The sequence below is a fragment of the Acinetobacter sp. ANC 4178 genome (assembly GCF_004331175.1).
Taxonomy (GTDB): domain Bacteria; phylum Pseudomonadota; class Gammaproteobacteria; order Pseudomonadales; family Moraxellaceae; genus Acinetobacter.
In genome coordinates, this window is record NZ_SJOD01000002.1 from 215,211 (window position 1) to 233,184 (window position 17,974).

A 17,974-nucleotide genomic window follows, 5' to 3' on the forward strand; every position below is an offset into this window, starting at 1 on the left:
TTTAAATGTCCATTTCGTTGTTCAAGTAAGTGTCACAGCTTAGTAGAAATACAACTAAAAATCGAGGTGTTTCAGGCAATTTCCTTCGTATTCTGATTACACAACGTAAAATGATTTTTAACCCAATCAAAAATGGCATTTTGTTCAATTCAATTGAGCTTGAACTAAAATGCATGCAAAAAAAGCAGCTCGTAAGCTGCCCTTTGATATATCGACTTAGTTTGCTGCCAACTGTGTTGAGCCACCCGCAAGGGTTTGTTTCGCTTGTTCTTGGCTTTCTAGAGAAAGTGCTGGGTTTGTAGCGACAATACGCGTTGCTGTTACTGTAGTTGCAGCACTCACTGCTGCTGTTTTTAAGACGATTGGGCGCTGATGCGGATTAGGGAACGTATATTTAATTCCCGTACGTGGACTCATTACAGTCACATTAGTATCTTGTACAGTGGCCGAAGCAGTTGTTGGGCCTTGAGCAGCCTGCACTTTTGCAACCGTTGTTGTTTCAGGAGTATTTGCCATAGCCAAAGTCGGGATTGCTAAAACAGCAATGACTAAAGGTTGTAATAATTTTTTCATTATCTTTCGCTCTTCAGATTCCAATGAGCAACTTAATACCACTTAATAATACACACTGCAAACCTTATTCACATCTTGAAAATATTTAACTACAGTTCTCACAAAAACAAAAAACCCTTGCAGTACTTCAAAAAGATAGAAGCCATACAAGGGTTTAGTTTAGTCAGTTGATAAAATTAAATTTTACCGTGACATTGTTTATATTTTAGACCTGAACCACATGGACAAGGTGAGTTACGGCTTTCAGGTGCAACTACATTTTGATCTGCCACAGGACTAAAGCCTGAATGTTGCTCCGAAGTGACTTGAGTGACTTCACCCGTTAATCCATCCACTTCATCATGCGAAAGATTCAATTGCATTGCTTCGGCTTGCGCTTGCTTCTGCGCTTCCATTGCCGCTAACTCTTCTGGTGTTGGCACATGTACACGAGATAAATCAGTCACCACATCAGTTTTAATCACAGCCAACATATTGACGAATAAGTTGAATGCTTCTTTCTTATATTCTTGCTCAGGGTTCTTTTGTGCATAACCACGTAAGTGAATCCCTTGGCGTAAATAATCCATGGCTGCCAAATGATCTTTCCAGTGGCGATCTAAGGCACTTAAAACAAAATGACGCTCTAGCATGGCTGCCGATTCAGGCCCCATTTGCTCACGGCGTGAACGGTAACGTGAGACGATCTCATCCGTAATACGATCAACCAAAGCTTCTTCATCGAGACGACGTTCGTTTTCCAACCAGTGATTGACTGGTAAATCAACGCCAAACTCTTCACGCAAAGCACGTTCAAGCCCTTCAATATCCCACTGATCATGAATTGACTCTGGTGGAATGTAATTGGCAATCACGGCTTTCATCACTTCATGATGCATTTCTTCGACATAGTCTTGCAGCGTATTTTCCGCGAGAACATCATCACGTTGTGAATAAATGATCTTACGTTGTTCATTATTCACATCATCGTATTTCAATAGATTTTTACGAATATCGAAGTTACGTGCTTCCACTTTACGTTGTGCATTTTCAATCGAGCGCGACACCATTTTGTGTTCAATCGCTTCATCTTCTTGCAAGCCCATGGCACGCATCATCGCCACCACACGGTCACCCGCAAAGATACGCATCAAGTCATCTTCAAGTGACAAATAGAAGCGTGATACACCTGGGTCACCTTGACGTCCCGCACGACCACGTAACTGGTTGTCAATACGGCGTGATTCATGGCGTTCAGAACCAATAATATGTAAACCACCTGAAGCCAAGACCATTTCGTGGTTTTGTTCCCACTCTTCTTTTAAACGAGCTTCATCTTCAGATGTATGATTTTCAATTTTGCCCAGTTTTGCTTTCCAGTTACCACCCAAAATAATGTCGGTACCACGACCTGCCATGTTGGTTGCAATGGTTACGGCACGTGGTGAACCTGCTTGGGCAATAATATCGGCTTCACGTTCGTGCTGTTTGGCATTCAATACTTCATGCTGAATGCCCGCTTCTTTCAGCTTTTCTGACAAAATTTCAGAAGCTTCAATGGTTGCCGTACCAATCAAAATTGGCGCGACGCCCGCTTCATGTACACGTTGAATTTCTTGAATAATCGCATTGTATTTACCATTACGATTTAAGTAGATTAAATCGTTTTGATCCAGACGAATCATTGGTCGATGCGTTGGAATAATCACCACATCCAAACCATAGATTTCTTTCATTTCCGCCGCTTCTGTATCTGCGGTACCTGTCATGCCTGACAATTTTTTGTATAAACGGAAATAGTTCTGGAAGGTCGTGGTTGCCAAAGTTTGGTTTTCTGGCTGAATTTCTAAACCTTCTTTGGCTTCTACGGCTTGATGTAAACCTTCAGACCAACGGCGACCTGGCATGGTACGGCCTGTGTTCTCATCCACAATGATCACTTCACCTTCATGGATGATGTAATGTACATTGCGTTGATACAGGAAGTGCGCACGAATTGCAGCAGTCACATGGTGTACCAAGTTCAGATTTGATGCAGAATATAGGCTCTCACCTTCAGCCAGCAAACCCATCTCGATCAATTCATTTTCAACAGTTTCAAAACCAACTTCAGTCATTTCTACCGAACGTTGTTTTTCGTCAATCCAGAAATGACCGCCATCTGCGACTTTTTCTTCTTTTTGCGCATGCAGTTTTGGTGGAATGCTATTGATCGCGGCATAAAGCTGAGAAGAGTCATCACTTTGACCTGAGATAATCAACGGCGTACGCGCTTCATCAATTAAAATCGAATCCACTTCGTCAATGATGGCATAAATCAAACCACGTTGTTTTTTCTCAGCAAGCGCAAACACCATATTGTCGCGCAAGTAGTCAAAACCAAATTCATTGTTGGTACCGTAAGTGATATCTGCACGGTAGGCATCTGCTTTTTCCATTGGATTTTGCATGGAATAGATAATGCCAATGCTTAAACCCAAAAATTCAAACAGTGGACGGTTTAACTCAGCATCACGTTGTGCCAAGTAATCATTGACCGTAATGACATGCACGCCCTGACCACTGATCGCATTGAGATAACACGCCAGTGTACCCATGAGAGTTTTACCCTCGCCCGTGCGCATTTCGGCAATTTTCCCTTCATGTAGGGTAATACCACCAATCAACTGCACATCATAATGACGCATACCCATGACACGTTTTGCCGCTTCACGACAGACAGCAAATGCTTCAGGCAATAATTTATCGAGGCTTTCACCTTTGTTATAACGTTGTTTGAATTCTTCGGTTTTTGCAGATAAGTCTGCATCGCTTAAGGCAGATATCGTCGGCTCGAGCGCATTAATCTTGTCTACGATTTTACGCATGCGTTTGAGTTCGCGCTCATTTTTGGTACCGAAGATTCCTCCGATCAGACTTGCCAACATGAATAGACTCTCTAAATCTTGCTTGTCAATGAATAAATTTTTTCTCAGACGTTATTATGGTGCTAGAAATTTGAAGTACAAGGGTTTTGCACAAAACCAATAAAAAAATTCTGATCACAGATTCTAGCCACAGATCTAAGGCGAATTAATGTAACAAATTTCAGCCAAGCGATATAGAGCGTTCATCTTGAATGGCAGGATATTTTCTAGCCTACATCGGCTCTATTTATTCATTATTGCCATAAGCAAATACAAAAAAGCTATTTTTCAGCGAAAAAGAATTGCGCGATAGTCTTATTTAAATCAAATACACAAAACCATTGAGGTAAATAAAAATGTCATTGCGTTTAGGCGATATCGCACCCAATTTTGAACAAGACTCAAGTGAAGGTCTGATTAATTTTTATGATTATTTAGGTGATAGCTGGGGTATTCTATTTTCTCATCCAGCAGACTACACGCCTGTCTGTACCACAGAGCTGGGTTATACCGCAAAACTAAAAGATGAATTTGCGCAGCGCGGAGTCAAAGCGATTGCACTGTCTGTCGATGATGTGGAATCACATCATGGCTGGATTCAGGATATTAATGAAACCCAAAATACTACGGTCAATTTCCCGATTATTGCCGATAAAGATCGTAAGGTCTCCACCCTATATGACTTTATTCATCCCAATGCCAGTGAAACCTTGACGGTACGTTCTTTGGTGATTATTGACCCTAATAAAAAAGTGCGCTTAATCATTACTTATCCTGCGTCAACAGGACGTAATTTCCACGAGATTTTACGTGTTATTGATTCATTACAACTGACAGACCAGCATAAAGTTGCAACCCCTGCCAACTGGACGCATGGCGATGATGTGGTGATTGTACCGTCTTTACAAGATGAAACTGAACTGAAACAACGCTTCCCGAAAGGCTATACCGCAGTCAAGCCATATTTACGACTGACACCTCAGCCCAACCTCAAATAAAGCACTGGTATTTTCTGCAAGCATTTTTAACCTGTCTACGGGCAGGTTATTTTTATACTTCCCGTACCCACTGCAAGTTCTATTTGGTATTTTGGCCACAGTCAGTTATAAATACAGCAGACCATTTTAAGAATAACGACTGTGATCCATAACATTCACCATTTACACTGCGGCACCATGTGCCCTGTTTGCGGCCCCTTATTTGGGCAAAAAGGATTGCATGCGCATGTTATCTGTCATTGTTTGCTGTTAGAAACAGATCGTGGATTGGTCTTGATTGATACAGGTTTAGGTATGCAGGATCTCCTTCATACCCAAGCACGTCTTGGCAGCATGATTGCGCGGTTTGGAAAAATTGAAAACAATTTAGAATTGACGGCCATCGCGCAGATACAAAAACTTGGCTTTAACCCCAAAGATGTACAACATATTTTTGTTTCACATTTAGACTTTGATCATGCAGGGGGGATTTCAGATTTCCCTCAAGCGACGGTACATGTCCTGTCTTCCGAATACAATGCCACACAAAATCTGAACCATTACAAACGTAAAGCGCGCTATAAAGTAAAACAGTTTCAACAACATCGTTACTGGAACTTTATTGAACCAATTGCCAATGACGACTGGTTTAACCTCAAACAGATTCGCAATTTTGATTTATTTGAAAATGACTTATTGATGATCCCACTCTTGGGACATACCGCAGGACATAGTGGTATTGCTGTTCGTGAGCAAGATCAATGGATGCTATTTTGTGGCGATGCCTACTATTCACATTTACAACTTGATGGTCAGCATAAGCTCAGAACCTTAAATCAGGTTGAGCAATTCTTTGCCGAAGACAATCAAGCACGTGTGGAAAATTTAAAACGCCTGCAAACGCTGTCGCAAACCCATCCAGACATTCAACTCATTTGTGCGCATGACCCTGTAGAATTGGCCCGATACCAATGAAAATTCAAACCAGTATTCTCTATAGCTGCATCTGTTTCAGCATGCTAAATCTTTCTGGCTGTATGACCACACCAGCACTCCCACCCGAAGCTCGACCAACGCAATGGGGAACCTTGATCAATCAGGCTGATAATTTTTATCAAATCAGTCACGATGTCTTCCGTAGCGAACAACCCAATACAGAGATGGTCTCCGCACTCAAAGCCCATGATATTGATGTTGTGATTAATTTAAGAGCGCACGATCAAGACTCGCAAAATTTGAATGCGCAAAATTTTAAGTTGGTACACATCCCTATTCATACTTGGGCTATTGATCGGGAAGATTTATTGGCTGTGATGCGCCAAATTCAATTGGCCAAAGCACAACAACAAAAAGTACTCATACATTGTTATCACGGCTCAGACCGTACAGGCGCCAGCATTGCCATGTATCGAATTGTCTTTGAACATTGGAGTATTGAGGACGCTTTACAAGAAATGAAATATGGGGGCTATGGTTTTCACCCCATTTGGCAAAACATCGAAAATTTATTTACCCCTGAAAATGTAAAATGGATTCAAGAGCAACTCTCGAATCCATCTTAAAGCATCACTAAAGTGAATTAACGGCGGTCTAAGGGTACCCAATCAATGACCCACGCGGACTTCATATTTAAGCTCGCATCGGTGGTAATCTTTTTACGGGTTACATCTGCGACATCACGACTTTTGGCAGGTCCAACCATAATTCGAATACCTTTCGATGTTGGACTTTGTACCACTTTATAGCCTTTCGCCTTTAACCTAGAGATTACGCTATCCGCATTGGCAGCATTAGCAGCCAGTGCCACTTGAACCATCCACTGCTTATCACCATTTTCGAGTAAGTCTCGTGCCTTGTCTGCTTCAACTTTCTTCTTTGCGTCTTCTTTACGTTTCGCCTCAGCTTCACGCAGTTTCTTTTCTTCAGCGGCTTTGGCGGCGACTTGACGTTCTTGATCTGCTTTACGCTGTGCCTCTAATTTACGTTGAGCTTCAGCTTCACGTAATTTTTTTTCCTCAGCCGCTTTAGCAAGAGCTTTCCGTTCTTCATCTTCCTTCCGCTGTGCTTCTGCCTTAAGGCGCTCTGCACTCTGTTTTTTATCAGCTTCAGACTGTTGTTGTGTCTTCTGCTGATCTAGCTTCTTTTGTGCAGCAAGCTTTTCCTCCGCTAGACGCTTTTGCTTGGCTTTCTCATCTTCAACCAATTCAGGCGGAATATTATCTGAACTTTGTTGTGCACCTGTACGTGCCGCATTTAAAGCCGCATATTCTTCAGCGGCTTTACGTGCTGCGTCCGCTTCTGCTTGCTGTTGTGTGGCTAAAAATTCGGCTGCACGAGCTTCTTGCTCTGCTACCGCTTTTTCACGGGCACGACGTTGCTCTTCAAGCAAACGCTTTTCTGTTTCAACATCAACAGTGAGACCTTGCAATTGCACCATGCCACTGTCTGGTTTTGCATTCTGTTGCTGAACTTGCTCGACCTGTTCAGTTTGTTTGATATTATTTTGATGTATTTCTTCTTTACCTTTCAGAAGCAAGGCTGCCAATAAAACACCACCACCTAATAAAACAACGCCACCCATCCAGCGTTGTTTGTTATTCATTGACATTCTTCCAAATACTCCCAGACTGCTTCCAAGGTATGAAATGATCCACATACCAAAATCAGCTGATTATTTTTAGATTCATCGAGGGCTGATTGGAAAGCTAATTGAACATTAGTGAAATGCTGTACTGTTTGCTGTTGTAATGCGTCATCGAGTTGGGAAATTTCCGCAGCTCGTGGCACGACTAATGGTGCAATTTTCCACATTAAAATACTATTTTTCAATGACTCAACTACAGATTTAATATCTTTATCGGCCAACATTGAAAAAACAGCAACCACTTCTGTGTATTGTTTATTGTATTTTAGGAAATTTCGCAATTGCTTTAACAAAAAATCAACGCCATGTGGATTATGTCCCGCATCAAAAATCACGGTTTTATCGGCAATTTGACGAATTTCAAAACGCCCTGATAGCTGTGCTTGCTGAATACCTTGCGCAATGGCTTCTTGTCGAATCTCTAAGCCACTTACCAAAACAGCAGCAACAGCAGTGGAAATATTTTCCAGTGCCAAACGCCCGAGCGGTAATTTTAAAGTGGTACCAGAAGATGCAAATAACCAATGTTGTCCATCTTCACTCGGCTGATAAAAATAATCACGTTCAGCAACAAATAGCGGTGCATGACAGTCCCGTGCTTTTTTCACAATCGCTTCTGGCAAGCTTTGCAGCCCAGCAAAAATTACAGGAATATTGGGACGAATAATACCTGCCTTTTCATGGGCAATTTTTTCAATGGTATCGCCAAGCCAGTCAGTATGATCTAGACCAATATTGGTAATGACTGCGACATCTGGATCAATCACATTGACCACATCCAAACGTCCACCTAAACCTACTTCAAGCACCCAGACATCACAGGCATGCTGTTTAAAAATCAAAAAAGCAGCCAAAGTGGTCGCTTCAAAGAAAGATAAACTTAAATTGCATGCACGACGTGCTTGATCGACCTGTACAAAGGCATCAATCAAGCTTTGATCATCAACTTCCTGACCTGCAAGTTTCACACGTTCATTAAATCGATAAATATGCGGCGACTGATAGAGCCCAACCTTATAACCTTGCGCATTTAAAATTGCTGCCAAGGTGGTTGTGGTTGAACCTTTGCCATTGGTGCCCGCAACCGTAATCACTTTCGCTTTAGGTTGCGTTACACCAAGCATTTCAGCCACAGGGACGACTCGCTCTAAGCCTAAATCAATCCCCGTGACGTGAACATGGCTCCAATACGAGAGCCATGTGTCTAAATTATCTTGTGCAAGTGGTGCCGTATGGTTCAAGGTAAATTCATCAATTTAGTCACAATACGATATACAGTATCACGTAATGCATGACGATGAACGATTTGATCGATTACACCATGATCAAGCAAGTATTCGGCACGTTGGAACGGTTCTTCCAATTTCTCACGTACTGTTTGTTCAATCACACGTTTACCGGCAAAACCAATCATGGCTTTCGGCTCTGCAATGTGTACATCACCCAACATGGCTAATGAAGCAGTTACACCACCATATACTGGATGCGTTAACACCACGATGTACGGTAAACCCGCTTCTTTTACGCGTTGAATCGCTGCTGAAGTACGTGCCATTTGCATTAAAGACAACATGCCTTCTTGCATACGTGCACCACCAGATGCCGCAAAACAAATGAACGGTTGTTTCAGTGCAATTGCGCGTTCAGCTGCTTGTACAAAACGATCGCCAACAACTGTACCCATTGAACCGCCCATAAAGTCGAATTCAAAAGCACATGCCGTGATTGCGACATCTTTCAATGTACCTTGCATCACGATTAATGCTTCAGATTCACCCGTTTTCTTTTGCGCTTCAACCATACGTTCTGGGTAAGGTTTGCTGTCGACAAATTTAAGTGGATCTTTGGCAACAAATTCTTGACCCAATTCAGTTTTAACTTGGTCAAAGAACCACGTTAAACGATCACGCGCTTTCATGCGTAAATGCTCGTCACACTGTGGGCAAACATAAGCATTAAAAGTCATTGCGGTGCGTGTCACCAATGCATGACATTCAGGACATTCAACTGTTGGTTCAGTAAATGTTGCTTTGAGTGCTTGTTGCTCATCGGGAACTTCAATGCCTGGAACGCCACGTTCAGTCCACGGTGTCGATGGGCTAAGAATTTTCCCTGATTTCACTTCTTGATTCATACTAACTCATCGAGCGCTGCTCGAAGCTCCTTGACTTTATTAACCGTTTCAACAACGGCTTGTTCTGGTGTCAAGCTTGCAAATTGTTTTACAAATGCACTGCCGACAATCACAGCATCCGCTACACCGCCCATTGCTTTCGCAGAAGCAGCATCGCTAATACCAAAACCGACACCAACAGGGATATCCGTCTCTGCTTTAATTTTTTGGATCCGTGCTGCAGCTTCAGATACATCTAAAGTTGCTGCACCTGTTACCCCTTTCAAAGATACATAATAGACAAATCCACTGGCTTGCTTCACGACATGACGAATACGTTCATCCGTAGAGGTTGGCGCAAGTAAGAAAATTTGATCCATTTGATACTTTTTCAGGACATCATTCAGAGCTTGGGCTTCTTCTGGTGGTAAATCGACCAGTAAGATCCCATCAACACCACATTCGTTGGCATAGGCTACAAATTTTTCATAGCCAATGACTTCAACAGGATTTAAATATCCCATTAACACGACAGGTGTTTCTTGATCTTTTTGACGGAACTCTTTCACCATATTCAACGCATCTAGGGTATTGGTTCCACCAGCCAAAGCACGCTCAGCGGCCAAAGCAATGACAGGACCATCCGCCATAGGATCAGAAAATGGGAGTCCAAGTTCAATAACATCTACGCCCGCCTCAACCATTTGATGTAACAGAGGTACTGTTACTTGTGGATGAGGATCTCCAGCCATCACATAGGAAACTAGCGCTTTACGCTGTTGAGATTTAAGTTGTCCAAAACGAGTGGCTAAACGTGACATAGGGTTGTACTTTCCTTGAATTATTTAAAACTGAGGAGTTGGTTTTGTAGAAATACAAGACAACGCATTGTAACGCTATTTTTTACACCTTGAATAGAGTTCATGCACTTCCTTTGAATTTCATACAACATCACCTGATTCAGAACAACCCGAAAGCTACATTTACTAATATTTGGCGAGTTTTCTCAATGATCAAAGATGCCTAATTTTCGCTTTTATACACACCGAGCCAACCGCAAAAAATTGCTATGCTTCGAACAAAGCGACTCAATTCGCCCCTTAGGTTTTACATTTTAAATTTTTAGAAATTGTGCAAGCTCCATTATACTATGCGCACTTATTCGCTGTTTTCTCACATTTATGACCTCCGACCGACAGGGCAAAGTGCAAGCCCGAGCGCTTGCACTGCTCCCCCTTATTGTTTTTTTGGCTATCTTTTTAGGTAGCGGAATTTATCACACTCTAATTGGCACCGAATTTGCCTTTTACCAAGTTAAAGCACCTGTTGCTGCACTCACTGCTGTAATACTGGCTGTATTCATTTATAAAGGTCACCTCAACCAAGCCATTGAGACTTTTCTCAAAGGGGCAAGCCACCCTAACCTGATTCTCATGTTTATGGTGTTTATGCTGGCAGGTGCCTTTGCAACGACCAGCAATGCGATTGGCAGTGTAGATGCGACCGTCCAACTTGGACTATCGCTCATTCCGCCTGCCTTTGTTTTACCCATGCTGTTTGTCATCTCTGCTTTTATTGCAACAGCCATGGGCACTTCCATGGGCACCATTGCTGCCTGCGCACCGATTGCGTTTGGTTTTGCCCAAGTGACCAATATTGAAACTGTAATGGCGATTGGGGCAGTAGTGAGTGGCGCGATGTTTGGTGACAATCTCTCGATGATTTCAGACACCACCATTGCAGCAACCAGCAGTCAAAAAGTGCAACTCCGTGATAAATTTCGGGTCAATATTTGGATTGCAGGGCCAGCATCTATTATTACCATTCTGGTGTTTATTTTGATGAGTAAGGATTCTCAAGCCATTCAATATCAAGACTATGATTTATGGCTGATTCTGCCTTATGTTGCCGTATTTTTCTTGGCATTTAGTCGCTTGCATGTATTAGCCGTATTAACCATTGGAATTATGATTTCTGGTGTAATTGGTTTAATACAACAGAGTGGCTTCACCTTACTGAAGTTGAATACCTCAATTTATGATGGCTTTGTCGGCATGTTTGAAGTGGCTTTGCTCTCCATGCTATTAGGCGGTCTATCAAGCATCATGCAACGTGAAGGTGGCTTAGAATGGCTGATTCAGCGAATTTATAGCCTGACCCGTCTTTTAAAAGTTGGACAACAACGTGCGGGCGAGCTGGGTGTCAGCTTTTTGGTCATCTTCTCGAATTTGTTTGTTGCCAATAATACGGTCGCGATTATTCTATCAGGCGATATGGCGCGTGAAGTGGCACAAGAATACGGATTAGATCCGAAACGTGTGGCTGCCCTCATGGATATTTTCTCGTGCGTGATACAAGGTTTGATCCCCTATGGCGCACAACTCCTTTTGGCATGTTCCATCGCCAAACTCTCTCCTGTCGAATTGATTGGTCATATTTACTATTGTTGGGTCTTGGCGATTTTTGCCATTTTAGCCATCATCTTTCGTTACCCACGATTGAAGCAAAAGACGATCTAAAAAAAACTTACTCAATTCCAGCGGTTCACTGAACCGCTTTTTTTAATCTTATTCACGCAGTTTGAGCTGTTGCCGACGAACTAAAAGTGTCTGTCCTGTTGCCGCCTTATAAGCACGTGCCAAAGCCGATTGATCTGAATAGCCTAGTGCTAAAGCCACTTCACTTAAACTCATTTTTTGCTGTAGCAGAATATCGCACCGTTTCATCCGTTCTACTTCAATAATTTTTTTAAATGAACTGTCAAATTCACTGAGTTGTCGCTGTAAAGTACGTACCGATAAGTGCAGTTCTTGCGCCACCCATTCCAGTTTGGGTACCTCTTGATGAAAAATCAGATATTCGGCAACGAGCGCATGTAAATGGGTCATGAGCGTGATATGCGCTGATTTTGCTGCAATCACCTCCTCAGCATGTTTAAGGAGCAAATGATTAAGCGATGGATCGGGTTGCTGAGACTTCAGCAACAAACTTTCACGATTTAGCTCTAAGGCATAACGCACTTGATGAAAAAATATGTCACAGCCATAAAACCGCTGGTAACGATAAACCGCACAACGTGGTGCATGCGCAAAATATAATTTTTTCAATGAGAACTGATCAAAAGAGAAAATTTGCCGAGCCAGTTGTACCATTGCCGCAACCGTCATTTCATTAATCAGCACATGTTCACGATGGGAAAACCCCCAATGAATATGAATGCCCTGATCCACTTGTGACAGATGCATGGGTACCGTTTCCTGCCCATCAATCACAAGGCGATTAAAACGTAAAACAAATTGTAAAGCTTCTGCCACACTGGTACTTTTCGACGCGATATAACCCAATACCCCAAAATGTTCAGGTTGTATATGCTGCACAATATCGAAAATCAGGTGAGGACAGTTGAGTTGCTGTTCTGTTTGTTGTATTAAATCAATAAATAAAGCATACGATGATTGTGCATCAATCGGTTGTGATAAAATATAATGCAACTGTTGTTTTTGCACAGCCGAAAAAGGAAATGCAAAACCATCAATATCACGTGATTTAAGATAGCTATGCCATAAATGAAAAAAGCCATTGGGAATTTGTAATGTATACATGGCTCTACCTGTCTGATTGACATTTTTTTATTTTCGATATGGCATAAAATGTATAAAAAATGGCAAGTACTGTCAAAACTTCTCCGATAAACACCGACATACTGCTCTTATCGAAGGTTCTATTAGTAAAAAACAAATGAATACAATAGTCCGAAATCAAGTTCACCCCGTTGTGCGTACCGAATTCGATTTTAAATTGGATCAGGTTCCTCGCTTCTGGATGAACAATGACCCGTTTTTAACCCGTGTATTTGACGCGTTGAGCCTCACTTTTCCTGATGGCGAGCGTTACTTTATTCAATCGGTACGTTTGTTCCGCGATAAAATTACGGATCCTGAATTAGAACAACGTGTTGCCGCCTTCATTCGCCAAGAAGCCCAACACGGTATCGCGCATGAAAAAATGAACCATGTCATGCGCGCCCAAGGCATGCCTGTCGATCAATTTATTCAACGAATTAACCGCGTATTTAAGTTCGAACTTGAAGAACGCTCACCTCAATACAATATTGCCATGACCGCAGCGGCAGAGCATTTGACGGCCTTAATGGCAGAAACCTTTTATGGTAAAAAAGAAACTTTAGCCAATGCTCATCCTTATGTACGTGCGCTCTTGGCTTGGCATGCGATTGAAGAAATGGAGCATCGGGATGTCGCATTTGATGTGATGCAACAAGTGGGTGAAGTCTCAGAATCTATGCGTCGATGGGCACTTATTCTCACCACGCTGATGATGATTGGATTTACCCTCTATCGTGCCAATGTCATGTTAATACACGATGGCTTTAGCCGCTGGCAACGCTTCAATATGATTATGAAAGGATTGCCGTGGTTCTTTGGTCGTAAAGGCACCCTAACCAGTATTCGTAAGCAATATTTCGATTGGTTTAAAAAAGGATTTCATCCCAGTCAACAACCCATTATTCGTCAATACAATGTATGGGTCGACACCCTTGCAGCAACCGATGACCCTATTCAAGCAGGCGAAGCCTTCTGGCAGGCGGCGCAAAGTAAAAAATAAGATGCAACCTAGCCCATGTTGCATCTAAATGAAATGCCCAAATTTAGATGCAGCTCAAAGCTCACTACCATTTCGCATAATGTTGCTCCAAAAGACCATACTCATCGACCAGTACAATTTCTTGATTATCCAATATAATGCTGCCACTGATGCGTGCTTGCCACTGGCTAAACTGGCTACCGACCAATCTTAAGTTTAAGTTTTCATAACGACGCCAACTGGTCGTAACAATGAGATTTAGGCGTTGATCCAAAGAACGGATATTCCAACGCCCTTCTTCAAGATGCTCAAATAAAATATCCGTCAATTGAAACAACTGACCATTTACCCACAAGCAATTCTCATTACCAAAACTTTCATTCACACCTGAGGCTAAATTCAGCCCAATCCGTTGATTGTTGGTATCCCAAAAATTACAAGACAACCAAAACCAAGCCGTTTCTGGTCGGAGAAATCCACACGTATCATCTAAAGAAGCAAAAGTCTTCTCGTGAAATTGTACAAGCTCTGCCTGTTTATTGACGAAATATCCTTCACACCCCAAAGTGGTCAGTTTTTGGGTATAAGTCCAACCATTAATTCCTGTTGGGCTACACATGCTTAAGGGTTGTGTTCCTGCACAAAAAATACGGGCATTCAGTTTAATTTCGCCATATTTAGTCACACGGATATAACGCACCCCATTGGCATGTTGCATTTCAATTTGGAACGGCGATTTATGAAAAAAACTTTGGTTATATAACGGTTGCTCATCTAACAATGTATTCCGCGCTAAGAAATTAATGGCATTCCATTCCATGACGTCCTGAGTCAGATGGTTGTAAACATAAAAAAAACCATGTCCAGCCCATGCAATATCGGCAATTGCTACCCCAATGGTGTAATGCTCATGTTGAATTGAGCAAAATTTAAATTTCTTATATTTTAAACGCTTACGCCAACCCTCTAACACCTCGCCATAAGGTGTTTTATATTGGTATTTTTGAACATCAATATTTTGAGGTAATACATTAAAGCGACCATAATGTGGCTGCCCATTCGACTGAATTAAATCCATTTATCCAATTCCATTTCACATAGCGCTAGAACTGCTTTGATCTATCCCACATGTCATATTAAGAGTTTTCTTCATTCTTTTTATGCAGTAAGTGTCGATCATTTCTCACTCCTGCCATATTAGCACAAAAAAACACCACATCAGCACAACGAACTTAAAATGTTAAAAATTAATCATTTAACACAAGATAAGTGTTTTCCCAAAGGGTTGTATCAAACTCAGCTTCAACCAAGGCCACATAGCGCCCGTGTACACAATCAATGGCAATGCAGTCATCGATGTCTAAAACACGATCTGTATGTTGCTTTTGCCATTTTTGATCAAAGTACTGTTTACCAAGTTGTTTGGCCTCTGTGGCATGCGGAGCAACGACCAGTACATAACGATGTAACTCGCCAAATTCCCGTGTGTCATAACCCCCTAAATTAATCAGCCACAGCTTTTCATCTGCGGCTTGAGGTTGAGCATCACTAAACTGAATCTGGTATTTTTTTCCTGCACTTTCGACACCATTCACTTGTGCCCAAGCATCAATATGTAAGCCTTTTTGTTCACCAAACCATGCATTTTTAAGTTGCGGGTAACTCTCTTCTAAACGATCAGCAACGGCAAATACAACATCATGGACTTCGGTATTGGCTCGTGCATGACGTCCGCCAAGCATGACCATAAATAGGCTGGGCATTCTATTTCCTTTCTTTTGAGATATTTTTTTATAGCTAACAGGCGCTTCACGGAAGCATCATTCGCAATTGTTCGAGGTAAACTACACTTCGAGAGAAATGTTTTTGCAACTCCATTAATCACATGAAAGTATAGGACGAGTTTTGCGAATGACAATGCCTTTGGTTACTTTGGGCTTATCCAAAGTAACATTATGAACTCCTTACATTTGAGGTGTAAGCAGTAAGACTCCGTCAAAATTTAAATAACGTTACGACCAATACAATAAGATAGATTTGACCAAAGTTTTCATTGGCAGGAAATATCTTACTTTTGTTTCGGCAAAAGTAACAAAACCAGCTTATTGAGCAGACATTACATCCCTGTAAGGCTGCTCAACGGGCAACATCCATGTCGCCTTCCCTTATTCATGTTTTGGATAAACTTCTATTTCAAAAAAAATCGTGCTGAGCTTTCACCCAACACGATTTTTTAGAATCTGGTCTTTAAAGCGCTCGCAAATAGGGAGGCCTCAAAGAAGTCATTACATCTCAACCATTTCCACGCCATCAATACGTGCCACTGTCATCAAATCCTTATCACCACGACCAGAAACCGTCGCAATAATAATTTGATCCTTAGCCATCGTTGGCGCAAGTTTAGTGACATAAGCCATCGCATGAGAACTTTCTAATGCAGGAATGATGCCTTCAATCTGAGTTAAATCACGGAAACCTTGCAGAGCTTCATTGTCATTGATTGGCACATAATCCACACGGTGCATATCTTTTAGGAAACTATGCTCAGGACCTACACCTGGATAGTCCAGACCTGCTGAAATTGAATGCGTTTCAATGATTTGACCTTGTTCATCCGACATTAAATAAGTACGGTTACCATGTAAAACACCAACATGACCTGCATTCAATGGTGCAGAATGTTTACCTGTTTCAATGCCATAACCAGCAGCTTCAACACCATACATTTTCACATCTGGGTCATTCAAGAATGGATAGAACAAGCCCATTGCATTTGAACCACCACCGACACATGCCACCAAAGCATCAGGTAAACGCCCTGCTTGCTCTTGGATTTGCTTACGCGCTTCACGGCCAATAATCGATTGGAAATCACGTACCAATTGCGGATAAGGATGTGGGCCTGCAACCGTACCAATCACATAATAAGTTGAATCAACGTTGGTCACCCAATCACGCATGGCTTCGTTCATGGCATCTTTCAATGTTTTAGAGCCACTTTCTACAGGCACAACGGTTGCACCGAGTAAACGCATACGGTACACGTTCATGGCTTGACGTTTCACGTCCTCTGCACCCATGAACACCACACATTCAAGACCTAAACGTGCAGCAATCGTTGCTGTAGCTACGCCGTGCTGGCCCGCACCTGTTTCCGCAATAATTCGTTTTTTACCCGACAGTTTTGCCAATAAAGCCTGACCAATCGTGTTATTCACTTTATGTGAACCTGTATGATTAAGGTCTTCACGTTTTAAGTAAATTTGCGCGCCACCCAACTCTTTCGACCATCGCTCAGCATAATATAAAGGACTAGGACGACCTACATAGTAGGCGAGGTCACGGTCGAATTCTGCCAGAAACTGCTCATCATCTTTCATACGGAAATAGAGCTTTTCTAAGTCTTCTAATGCTGCCATTAGAGTTTCTGACACAAAACGTCCGCCATGGATACCAAAATGCCCACGTTCATCTGGGTATTGGGTATAGTCAATCACATTACTTTGCTGATCCACGATGGACTCCTTGCATGAAGTTATCTATAAGTTGTTGGTCTTTTATACCTTTTGCGGATTCTACGCCTCCGCTGACATCTACAGCATAAGCCCCAGTCGTCTTTATAGCGTCTTCAACATTAACGGGGGTTAAACCACCCGCTAAAATTAAAGGAATATCGAGCTTGGGGAATTGTGACCAGTCAAAACTGTGTCCTGTTCCCCCTTTTAATTCTGGATGCCAAGCATCTAAGAGTACTGCACTTGCACCTGCCTGTTGGTAGCATTGAACTTCTGCCACTACATCCAGTTCAGGTTTTACTTGAATAGCTTTATACCAGCGTCGTCCTACTTGTGCCGCAATCGCCTGACAGTCTTCTGGTGTTTCATCACCATGAAATTGCAACATATCTAAAGGTACATCCTTTAATACCTGAACAATTTCATCTGCCGTTGCATTTACAAATAAACCAATCACTTGTACATAAGCGGGAATTTTTTGTACCAAAACTTGTGCTTGCTCAATACTGACATGCCGCGGGCTTGGAGGATAAAAAACCAAGCCAATCGCATCCGCTCCCGACTGTACTACAGACTGGACATCTTCAACACGGGTAATTCCACAAATTTTGACACGAGTACGCATATTGCCTTAGCTCTAAACTCAGTCTGATTCATAGCCAGTC

16 protein-coding genes are annotated in these 17,974 nt (G+C 42.1%); 5 read left to right on the forward strand and 11 right to left on the reverse strand.

Features of this window, described 5'->3' with window-relative positions:
- Positions 1-216: 216 nt before the first annotated feature.
- Both E0H87_RS05345 and secA read right to left on the reverse strand, forming a co-directional pair.
- On the reverse strand, positions 217-573 hold the full coding sequence (locus E0H87_RS05345; protein WP_131322654.1) for a hypothetical protein: 357 nt from the start codon (positions 571-573) through the stop codon (positions 217-219).
- A 176-nt stretch (positions 574-749) separates the two neighbouring features.
- The gene (secA, locus tag E0H87_RS05350; RefSeq protein ID WP_131322655.1) at positions 750-3,479 is read right to left on the reverse strand and encodes a preprotein translocase subunit SecA; all 2,730 of its coding nucleotides are present in this window, start codon (positions 3,477-3,479) and stop codon (positions 750-752) included.
- A 335-nt stretch (positions 3,480-3,814) separates the two neighbouring features.
- On the opposite strand from secA, the gene E0H87_RS05355 reads away from it, so the two are divergent.
- The 3 genes from E0H87_RS05355 (at position 3,815) to E0H87_RS05365 (ending at position 5,997) form a co-directional block, all read left to right on the forward strand.
- Entirely contained in the window at positions 3,815-4,456 is a 642-nt protein-coding gene (locus E0H87_RS05355) for a peroxiredoxin (RefSeq protein WP_131322656.1), read from the forward strand.
- Positions 4,457-4,597: 141 nt separating this feature from the next.
- Positions 4,598-5,410, forward strand: coding sequence for an MBL fold metallo-hydrolase (locus E0H87_RS05360; protein ID WP_131322657.1), 813 nt, complete (start codon positions 4,598-4,600; stop codon positions 5,408-5,410).
- A 41-nt stretch (positions 5,411-5,451) separates the two neighbouring features.
- Positions 5,452-5,997: a dual specificity protein phosphatase family protein gene (locus E0H87_RS05365; RefSeq protein WP_413773108.1), complete on the forward strand. Its 546-nt coding sequence runs from the start codon at positions 5,452-5,454 to the stop codon at positions 5,995-5,997.
- A gap of 17 nt (positions 5,998-6,014) precedes the next feature.
- Here E0H87_RS05365 and E0H87_RS05370 read toward each other — a convergent pair whose 3' ends face one another.
- Genes E0H87_RS05370 through trpA form a run of 4 tightly spaced genes read right to left on the reverse strand, consistent with a single transcriptional unit; the run spans position 6,015 to position 10,013 of the window.
- Positions 6,015-7,043, reverse strand: coding sequence for an SPOR domain-containing protein (locus E0H87_RS05370; protein WP_171458341.1), 1,029 nt, complete (start codon positions 7,041-7,043; stop codon positions 6,015-6,017).
- A complete protein-coding gene (gene folC, locus E0H87_RS05375; protein ID WP_131322660.1) occupies positions 7,034-8,320 on the reverse strand; it encodes a bifunctional tetrahydrofolate synthase/dihydrofolate synthase in 1,287 nt (428 codons plus the stop codon). Before folC ends, E0H87_RS05370 begins: the two co-directional genes overlap by 10 nt.
- Positions 8,317-9,213 (reverse strand): acetyl-CoA carboxylase, carboxyltransferase subunit beta, encoded by an 897-nt coding sequence (gene accD / locus E0H87_RS05380; RefSeq protein WP_131322661.1) that lies wholly within the window; start codon positions 9,211-9,213, stop codon positions 8,317-8,319. Before accD ends, folC begins: the two co-directional genes overlap by 4 nt.
- The gene (gene trpA, locus E0H87_RS05385) at positions 9,210-10,013 is read right to left on the reverse strand and encodes a tryptophan synthase subunit alpha (protein WP_131322662.1); all 804 of its coding nucleotides are present in this window, start codon (positions 10,011-10,013) and stop codon (positions 9,210-9,212) included. Before trpA ends, accD begins: the two co-directional genes overlap by 4 nt.
- 360 nt (positions 10,014-10,373) lie before the next feature.
- Between trpA and E0H87_RS05390 the strand changes: the two genes are divergently transcribed.
- Positions 10,374-11,711: a Na+/H+ antiporter NhaC family protein gene (locus tag E0H87_RS05390; protein WP_131322663.1), complete on the forward strand. Its 1,338-nt coding sequence runs from the start codon at positions 10,374-10,376 to the stop codon at positions 11,709-11,711.
- A 48-nt stretch (positions 11,712-11,759) separates the two neighbouring features.
- Here E0H87_RS05390 and E0H87_RS05395 read toward each other — a convergent pair whose 3' ends face one another.
- Positions 11,760-12,794 carry an AraC family transcriptional regulator gene (locus tag E0H87_RS05395; protein WP_131322664.1) on the reverse strand — a complete coding sequence of 345 codons (1,035 nt, stop codon included), beginning with the start codon at positions 12,792-12,794 and terminating at the stop codon, positions 11,760-11,762.
- A 136-nt stretch (positions 12,795-12,930) separates the two neighbouring features.
- Here E0H87_RS05395 and E0H87_RS05400 point away from each other — a divergent pair, with 136 nt between their 5' ends.
- A complete protein-coding gene (locus E0H87_RS05400) occupies positions 12,931-13,815 on the forward strand; it encodes a metal-dependent hydrolase (RefSeq protein WP_131322665.1) in 885 nt (294 codons plus the stop codon).
- A 64-nt stretch (positions 13,816-13,879) separates the two neighbouring features.
- Here the strand turns inward: E0H87_RS05400 and E0H87_RS05405 are convergent, their stop codons facing one another.
- The 4 genes from E0H87_RS05405 to E0H87_RS05420 form a co-directional block, all read right to left on the reverse strand.
- Complete coding sequence (locus tag E0H87_RS05405; protein ID WP_131322666.1) at positions 13,880-14,872, reverse strand: DUF2804 domain-containing protein; 993 nt, start codon at positions 14,870-14,872, stop codon at positions 13,880-13,882.
- Between the two features lie 169 nt (positions 14,873-15,041).
- Positions 15,042-15,557 (reverse strand): DUF1543 domain-containing protein, encoded by a 516-nt coding sequence (locus E0H87_RS05410; protein WP_131322667.1) that lies wholly within the window; start codon positions 15,555-15,557, stop codon positions 15,042-15,044.
- Positions 15,558-16,079: 522 nt separating this feature from the next.
- Positions 16,080-17,309 carry a tryptophan synthase subunit beta gene (trpB, locus tag E0H87_RS05415; RefSeq protein WP_131322668.1) on the reverse strand — a complete coding sequence of 410 codons (1,230 nt, stop codon included), beginning with the start codon at positions 17,307-17,309 and terminating at the stop codon, positions 16,080-16,082.
- The gene (locus E0H87_RS05420; protein WP_131322669.1) at positions 17,293-17,934 is read right to left on the reverse strand and encodes a phosphoribosylanthranilate isomerase; all 642 of its coding nucleotides are present in this window, start codon (positions 17,932-17,934) and stop codon (positions 17,293-17,295) included. The genes trpB and E0H87_RS05420 overlap by 17 nt, the downstream gene beginning before the upstream one ends.
- Positions 17,935-17,974: the final 40 nt, after the last annotated feature.